The 9025-nt window shown below is 52.3% G+C and carries 4 protein-coding genes; 1 reads left to right on the plus strand and 3 read right to left on the minus strand.

The genetic code is table 11. From position 1 onward, the window contains the following. Nucleotides 1-14 precede the first annotated feature (14 nt). Nucleotides 15-1679 (minus strand): aminotransferase class V-fold PLP-dependent enzyme, encoded by a 1665-nt coding sequence (locus PsW74_RS17085; protein WP_063287966.1) that lies wholly within the window; start codon nt 1677-1679, stop codon nt 15-17. A gap of 601 nt (nt 1680-2280) precedes the next feature. Here PsW74_RS17085 and PsW74_RS17090 point away from each other — a divergent pair. After that, the gene (locus PsW74_RS17090) at nt 2281-6942 is read left to right on the plus strand and encodes an ExeM/NucH family extracellular endonuclease (protein ID WP_063287967.1); all 4662 of its coding nucleotides are present in this window, start codon (nt 2281-2283) and stop codon (nt 6940-6942) included. A gap of 242 nt (nt 6943-7184) precedes the next feature. Here the strand turns inward: PsW74_RS17090 and PsW74_RS17095 are convergent, their stop codons facing one another. Both PsW74_RS17095 and PsW74_RS17100 read right to left on the minus strand, forming a co-directional pair. Beyond that, nucleotides 7185-8003 carry an aminoglycoside phosphotransferase family protein gene (locus PsW74_RS17095; RefSeq protein ID WP_063287968.1) on the minus strand — a complete coding sequence of 273 codons (819 nt, stop codon included), beginning with the start codon at nt 8001-8003 and terminating at the stop codon, nt 7185-7187. A gap of 119 nt (nt 8004-8122) precedes the next feature. After that, the coding region (locus tag PsW74_RS17100) for an HlyD family type I secretion periplasmic adaptor subunit (protein ID WP_063305841.1) at nt 8123-9025 on the minus strand (903 nt) is incomplete at its 5' end.

Consider the following 9025-nt stretch of genomic DNA (forward strand, 5'->3'; position numbering starts at 1 on the left):
GCCACGGCTTACTCTTATGCGACGGCGACGTCTTGTGGGCGGACGAACCAGCGGAGATCTTCCACTTTTTGTGGTTGAATGACGTTGTAGCGTTCTTCGGTGCAGTGGTTGCGTAGGAGCTCTGCTTCAGCTGCTTTCATGGTCTCCGCCAGAGACGGGCGATCTGATTTTACTGTGGCTTCTGGCAGCGCGTTGAAATCGAGTGTTTCGAGCGAGGCGGCCAGTTCTGTTTTGTGGTTTTGGTAGCGCCAGACAGCACCGTTTTGGTCGAAGCGGTAAAATGGCAGCAGCTTCCAGCCGTGCTCTGCGACCAACTCAATGGCGCGGACCAGATACTCGAAGGTTTCTTCATCAATGAAGTAGTTGAAGTTGAGGCGGATCCAGCCCGGACGCAGGATCATGTGGCCTTCTACCAGCTGCTCTTCCAATGCCTTGCTGTAGTGCATGTCCATGCCAAGCAATGCGTGGCCGTATGGGCCAGCGCAGGAGCAGCCACCGCGGGCCTGAATGCCGAACAGATCGTTGAGTAGCGCTACAACAAAGCTGTAGTGCAGGTCTTTGCCTTTGTGAGTGATCTTCAGCGAAGTGATAGACAGACGCGGCGCTTCGGTGTTGCCAAGGATCTCGATGTTCTCGCATTTTGACCAGCGGGCTACGGCTCGGGAGACAAAGCTCTCTTCCCGGCGTTCAATCTCATCAGTACCGACGGCTTGCTGAAGCTTGAACACCAGCCCTGCTCGCACGGATTCAATGATCGCTGGTGTGCCGCCTTCTTCGCGGCGCTCTGCGTTTGCCACGTAGCGGTGATCTTCTGGCGTTACATACATGACGGTGCCGCCACCCGGCATCGCTGGCACACGATTTTGAAGAATGGCATTGTTGACGATCAATACGCCCGGTGTGCCCGGTCCGCCAACAAATTTGTGTGGTGACAGGAAGATAGCGTCTTTGGTGCTGTCACCTTGCTCATCCTGAGCACCAGCCATATCGATGCCCACATATGGAGCCGCAGCGGCGTAGTCCCAAAAGGAGAGTGCGCCGTGCTTGTGAAGCAGGCGGGCGACGGTGTCGACGTCGGTTTTGACGCCGGTGACATTTGAGGCCGCCGAGAAGCTGCCAATCTTGAGGGGGCGATCTGCGTATTTGATCAGTTGTTTCTCAAGATCATCCAGACAAACCTGACCGCCTTCGCAAAGGGGAATGGAAACCACGTCTGCGATGCTCTCGCGCCATGGCAGTTCGTTGGAGTGATGCTCGTAAGGGCCGATGAAAACGACGGGGCGTTCTTTCTCGGGGATCTGCTGCTCAAACTTGTAGCGTGCGCTCAGGTCTGCAGGCAGTTTCAGGTTGAGAATATCGATCAGTTTATGGATCGCGGAGGTTGCACCAGAACCGCAAAAGATCACGGAATGATCGTCGGTGGCGTTAACTGACGAACGGATCTGCTGACGGGCCTGCTCGCGCAGTGCGGTGGTTTGAGCGCCTGTGTAGGAGGTCTCTGTATGGGTGTTGGCATAGTAAGGCAGAACGTGATCGCGGATGTAATCCTCAATCATGCTCAGCGAACGACCTGAGGCTGTGTAATCCGCATAAACCAATGGCTTACGACCAAATACCGTGGCGATGGCTGCGTCCTCACCGATCACTGATTTTCTGATTTTATCGATCAAATTACACATGCTTGCCTCGTCCCTTTATTCCGTCTCATCAGATTCTTGTTATGGCGAACACACTCTAAGTTCGCTTAGTTTGCTGAAAAGATTGAATATAAGAAACTACATACTACAAAGATAAGTCAAGTTAGAAAATCATACTCTAAATGAGATAAAATATAGAATTGGTGTGATTTTGCTCAAGCAGGCGCCTGCCCCTCGCCATGAACCCGCAAAAATCGTGATTTTGATAATTAAATTTTAATTGTATCTATGGATTCGCAGTGCGTCTTTGTGAAATATGAGTCGCGCAGGAGCCAAACTGTGTTTAAAAGCATCCCGAGTTATGCACAGCACTGGGTAACTTCCTGTCGCCTTGACATTGATATGCAACGCGAAGTTGAAAAAAATTTCACAAAAGAAAATATTATTCGAAATAATATGCGAAAAGTGAAAAATTGATCAATACGTCCTTTACGTCACCCTCCACATCGAGAAAACTGTCGATGCATGCTCCAGAAAATCTTTCGGGCATCTAGCAAAAAATAATCGTTCGTCTTGGCTCCCGGCTCAAAACTGGGAGGGGAGTGACGGACTCGGATAAGATGAACTGTAACGGGGTTGATACATGTTCAATTTCTTTCCTCGATTTAACTTCTACTCGATCAGCGTAAACTTTGGCACGTGGTGGGATGACGTCATCACGGGTACCGACGGTATTGATTGGGTCTGGGGTTTCAACGGTAACGATACCATTTCCACATATGCTGGAAATGACTGGATCCGGGCAGGTAAGGGCAATGACCTTATCTTTGCTGGTGAAGGCAACGATCGCATCAGCGCAGCTGGTGGCGACGATGTCATCCATGGTGGTGCAGGCAATGACAGCATCAATGGTGGCCGTGGTTTCGATACAGCCGTTTATGAAGGCTCAATCGATGACTATTCATTCCAACAGCGTGGTGGCTGGTGGAATCCAAAGACCAAAGTCATTGCAAATGACGGCTCTGAAAAAGACACCTTGATGAATGTCGAGGCAGTTCACTTCGCAGCTGATGACTACACTTACTATCTGGATGGTCGCAACAACGAGATCCGCGCTGGTGAAGATGCTGTTGCATCCGGCGACGAGGGTCTTGTGATTGAGACTGCCACTCTGCTGGAAAACGACAAGGATTATGACGGCGATACGCTGACAATCACTGAAGTTTCCGCAAGCAGCGCATCTGGCGCAACCGTCTCTCTTGAGAACGGTCAGGTCTCCTACAACCCAGGCAGTGTGTTTGACAGTCTGCGTGAAGGCGAGACTGCAGAAGATACCTTTACTTACACAGTCACCGACGGCAATGGCAGCACCAAAGACGTCACAGTCACTGTTACTGTGACTGGTTCCAATCAGGCTCCGGTTCTATCTGTCGCTTCTGACGTTTCCGTTGCAGAAAACACCACTGAGGTGGCAACAGCATCTGCAACCGACGTAGACAACACAGACCTGTCCTATGCTGTTTCCGGTACTGATGCAGAGCTGTTTGAAATCGACGCTGAAACCGGTCAGCTGAGCTTCAAGACAGCACCAGACTTTGAAGCACCAGCAGATGCTGATGGCGACAACGTTTATCAGGTTGAAGTCACTGTCACCGATGCTGACGGCGGTTCTGACACTCAAAGTGTTTCCGTCACTGTTGAAGACGAAAACGAAGTTGTGCGTGATGTAATCGCGTTCGACATGGTCGACTCTCAAAATCAGGGCCTGGTGAGCTTCACCAACACTGCGCCTGATTTCTCCAGCGTTGCTGATGGCTTCGGCAAGTTCACTGCAGACAGCGCGCCGTTCTCACTGGTCGATTCCACCAATGGCGGCTTTGAGAATGACGTTCTGGGTATCATCGATGAAGCCACCAACTCTGGTGAGTTCTTCGGCGTAACCGACAGCATCAACAATGACAATGATGGCGAACTGACAGCGTCCTGGACGTTCGATATTGCAGGCTACAAAGATCTGGGTCTTTCCCTTGATCTTGGTGCAATGGGTGACTTTGAAGGCACAGACACCTTTGTGATCCGCTATTCCATTGATGGTGGCGAAGAGCAGGTTCTGTACTCCTTCACCTCTGACAATGACGGTGCACAGACCTACACCCTTGCCAGCGGAAAGACTGTTGATCTGGATGATCCGCTCACTGATGCAGACGCAGGCATTGTGCTGACCAACCAGCTGCAGACCCTCGTGTCTGATCTGGAAGGCACTGGCTCTGAACTGACCATCAGCGTTGAAGGCAAGTCAGACGGAAGTTCTGAAGCGTTTGCGTTGCAAAACCTGAAGATCCTGGGCAACCCGGCTGTTGTGCGCGAAACCTTCGCGTTTGACATGGTGGACTCACAGAATGATCGTCTGATCGAGTACACCAGCACTGCACCAGACTTCACCAGTCCTGCAGACGGCTTTGGCAAGTACACCGCTGCAGATGCGCCGTTCTCGCTGGTCGATTCCACCAATGGCAGCTTCGAAAATGATGCAGTCGGCGTTATCGATGAAGTCTCCAACACTGGTGAGTTCTTCGGTCTGACCGATACCGTCAACGACGATAATCCTAATGGCGACCCGCTGGTCGCGACCTGGCGCTTCGACATCTCAGATTACAGCAATATCAGCCTGTCTCTGGATGCTGGTGCAATGGGTGACTTCGAGTCTGATGACACCATTTCCATCCGCTATTCCATTGATGGTGGCGAAGAGCAAACTTTGTTCGCCTTCACCTCTGACAATGACGGTGCTCAGTCTTACACCCTTGCCAGCGGTAAGGTTGTTGATCTGAATGATCCGATGGTTGAAACCAACTCTGGCCTTGTTCTTACCAACCAGCTGCAAACACTTGTTGCTGATCTGGAAGGTTCAGGCTCCGAGCTGACCATCATCGTTGAAGGCTCTGCAAACGGCAGCAATGAAGCATTCGTTCTGCAGAACCTGCAGCTGGAAGGCGACACCACAGGCGGTGGCGGTACGTCCACAACCTACGCTATCGCAGCAGAAGCTGACTCCAAAGCTGAAGGCGACAGCGGCGTAACCTCCTTCGAGTTCACAGTGACCCGTGATGGTGATCTGTCTGAGGCTGGCACTGTTGACTTTGCTGTTGGCGGCGACGTTGATGCAGCTGACTTCGGTGGCACTTTGCCATCTGGCAGCATCGAGTTTGCAGCTGGCGAAACCACCAAGACCATCACAGTCAACATCACTGGCGATGAAACAACCGAGCTGAGCGAAGCCCTGTCTGTGACCTTGAGCAACCCAACGGGTGGCAAGATCACAACCAAGACTGCAACCAGCACTGTTGTAAACGATGATACCGCGCCTACACTCATCTCCACCATTCAGGGTGACGGTGCAGAATCCGGCATGGTTGGCGAGTTCGTTTACGTCAGCGCGCTTGTAACAAGTGTGACCAGCAGTGGTTTCTACCTGCAGGAAGAAACAACTGACAGCGACGGCAACTCCGCAACTTCTGAAGGTATCTTCGTTTACACCGGCGCGGCTCCAACCGTTGCAGTTGGTGATGAAGTGTCCTTCGGTGGCACTGTTGCAGAGTTTGGTGGCCAGACACAGCTGACTAACATTGGGGATCTGAGCATCCTGTCTTCCGGCAATGATCTGCCAGAATACATGCAGGTACTTCTGTCTCCAACAAGCCAGCAGAACCTGGAAGCTCTGGAAGGCATGCGCGTCAGCGTTGGCTCCGGTACAGACGATGCTCTGACAGTCATCGAAAACTTCAATTTCGACCGCTACGGTCAAATTACAGTTTCCGCTGGCGCCCAGTATCAGGCAACCCATCTGTACGATCCGCAGGATGAGCTTGACCAGATCATCGAACATCAGGAAATGAACCAGAACAACCGCATCCTTATCGATGATGGTTCTTCTGAGCAGAACCCTGACGAGTTCACCTACGTGCCAGTTACCGAAGAAAACGGCGACAATGGCAATGGGTATCTGGACAGCGGTGACGACTTCTCTGAAGGTGCAACTCTGCGTCTTGGCACAGAAATCGATGCACCGATCGAAGGCATTCTCACCGAAGGCTTCGATGGTCATACTCTGATCGTTGACGGCCAGATTTCCATCGATGAAAGCACCAACTCCGGTGCGCGTCCTGACCAGCCTGCTGATGTGGGCGGTGATCTGAAAGTGTCCAGCTTCAACGTGCTGAACTACTTCACCAGTCTTGGTCAGCGCGGTGCGAGCTCCGAGGCAGATCTTGCGCGTCAAACCGACAAGATCGTCAAGGCAATGCTTGATATCGATGCGGATGTCTTTGGTCTTCAGGAACTGGAGAACAACGGCTTTGATGATGCCTCTGCAATCAGTGCTCTTGTTGATGCACTGAATGCGGAACTGACCGCTCAGGGCCGGACTGATGAGCTTTACACCTTCGTGAACCCGACTGACGGGGCTCCGATCGGGTCTGATGCCATCACCACCGGTATGATCTACCGTCCTGGCAAGCTGACTGTCATTGAGACAGAAACCTATACCTATCAGGAAACAAGTGCGGATGCGACTTACGCGATTGCGGATCGTCTGCAGGACTTTGCTGATCGTTCATATGTAGGTGACTTCCAGCGTAACCGCCCAACCGTTGCAACCACTTTTGAGGATGCAAACGGCGAGCGCTTTACCCTTGCGGTTAACCACTACAAGTCCAAGGGTCCAAGCGGCCTGAGCGATCTGGTGGAAGACATTCAGGGTAAACTGGATGCAGGTACCATTCCGGCAGCTGATGTTGACCAGGTACAGGCAGATCTGGATGCCTTGATCGCTGATCCAAACTACGATCAGGGCGATGGGCAGGCCTTCTGGGCTCAGGCACGTGAAGATGCAGCAAAAGAGTTGCATGAGTGGCTGAGAACGGAATATGCAGGTGCGGGTCTTGATCCAGACATCCTCGTGATCGGTGACTTGAACACCTACGGCAAAGGCGACTCCGTACAGGAACTGGTAGAGGGCGGCGACATGACCGATCTTCTGTCTCAGTACCTGGGCGATGAAGCTTACAGCTTCGTGTTTGATGGTCAGCGCGGTTCTCTGGACCATGCTCTGGCATCCGACAGCCTTGCTGATCAGGTGACCGGCCTTGCTGAGTGGCACATCAATGCTGATGAGCCAGACCTGCTCAGCTACAACAGCCGCTTCACCGATGCTGGTTTCTACACTGACGACCAGTACGGCGCGTCCGACCATGACCCACTCGTCATCGGCCTGGACCTCAGCAGCCCAAGCGAAATGCTCGTTTAAGCAAAAAAGAAGGCCCTCGCAGTTTTGTGAGGGCCTTCACAAGAACAGAAAAAGCGGCTCCCAGAGCCGCTTTTTTTATTGACTAAACAGATATCACTCCCAAAACAGGGAGGTAAAGATTGCGATGTTTGGTGGTAAACTGAGGGCTCTTTGAGGACGAAAGCAGCTGTGTTGTGCTAGCTCGTCTACTTTACAGACAGCAGCGGTAGTGGCGATACTTTACGCTCCGACGAGCATGTCGCTCATAGAATTGTCAGCAGTTGGCGAATGCACTTGATTGGGTGTCGCCCTTGTCCAATGAGGAAGCTCGATTGTGCATAGAAAAGTGCATTGGTGATCGCACATGAGACAACGTCCCTCACGTCGCAACCCAAGTGTATGCTGACTCGCCTGGCAAGCTCTTCCATTCGTCCGTGTTTGAAAATCAGCTCTTTTCTGTCCCACGGATTAATAAAAAGATTGGCATACTCAAGTGCTGGAGGCCCTAATAGGCCCCGAGCATCGATGGCGCGCCACGTTGCTCTGTGTTTGATGATGTTTCGGGGGTGAAGGTCACCATGAAGAGCCTGCCAGTCAGCACGATTTGCCATGACGTCGTGTGCTATCGCTTGGGCGATTGGAACGACGTCCTGTGCCCAAACTGGCACGGCCTTTGGTTTCATATTAAGGCTGTCTGCCATGAGGTGTTCGAGTGTCTTAAGACCTGTCAAACTGACTTGCGATTTTAAAAGCTGACCGGTGATTTCTAACTGGATATTAAGTGCATCTTCTTCATGTCCCTGATCTATAATATCCAGCAAGCGCGGGCCATCGAGCCATTGCATCAATGCTGCGGTTTCATCGTGTTCATATATTCTTACGGCAGAATTGGAATTATATCTCGCTAATAGTGCGAAGCCACCTCTCTCGGTGATTAAGCCATTTGAATTAAGAATCTTAAGTAGAGCTGGGCCAAACTCTTCGGAGCGGCAGGAGTAAAAATTGCTACAAGTGGTTTCACCCTCATAGGAAATTTCTTTAAGCCGCCATTTCTGTGCATAGACTTCTGCATGGTCTATCATGAGATGTCCGTGATTTGTTCTGGCTAACAGAGCTCTATTGAATAGCAGCGTACGGAAAGGGGCCTTAGATCCCTTTCCGTCGCAGTGTTTGTTTTCGTTCCGAGGAAGTAAGGGGTTCCTTACTTCTCCTTGAGCGCATGGGCGATTTGGTCTTGCATGGGTTTTATGAAGTAGGAGAGGACGGTGCGTTCGCCGGTTTGGATGAAGCCTTCGACGGGCATGCCCGGGACGAGGGTCTGGCCATTCAGCTTTGGCATTTCGCTATCCAGGATCTTCAGACGTGCCAGATAGAACGGCTCGCCGGTGACCTCATCGCGGGTCAGGTCCGGGGAAACGTTGAGTACGGCTGCGCCCAGCTCTGGTGTGGTGCGCTGATCGAAGGCAGCAAGGCGCACATAAGCGTCCTGTCCCACTTGCAGCTGATCCACATCAACCGGTTGAACACGGCTTTCAATCACCAGATCACTGTCTTCCGGCACCACCAGCATGAGTGTGTCACCCGGTGCGATCACGCCGCCAACAGTGTGAACGTTGAGCTGGTGCACATAACCGGATTGGGGCGCGCGGATATCGATGCGCTTGAGGCGGTCCTGCGCAGCCACTTCCTGCTCTTCCAGCTCGGCAATCTGTGAGCGGATGTTTTGCAGGTCAGACAGAACTTTTTCTAAAAACTCTTCGTCCAGCTGCAAGATCTGCACGCGCTTTTCGCTGATGGCTTCCTTGGTCTGAGCGACCTGAGAGATCAGCCCGCCGCGGTCCCCAACCAGCTCGGCCCGTTCCCGCTTGATGGCGGTGACCTGAGAGGCGTTGATCAGGCGCTTTTCCAGAAGAGAAGCAAAGTCGGCGAGTTGCTGCGTGACAAGATCAATGCTTTCAGCCTTAGCATCGCGCTGCACCTGCAGGCCTTCAATCTGTTGCTCCAGCTGAGCAATCTGCTCGCCAAGCTGCTTCTTGCGGCCTTTGATGCCTTGCTGACGGGCAGCAAAGAGAGCTTGCTCACCATCCAGAGCAGTGGCAGCAAT

The organism is Pseudovibrio sp. W74, from assembly GCF_001623085.1.
Taxonomy (GTDB): domain Bacteria; phylum Pseudomonadota; class Alphaproteobacteria; order Rhizobiales; family Stappiaceae; genus Pseudovibrio.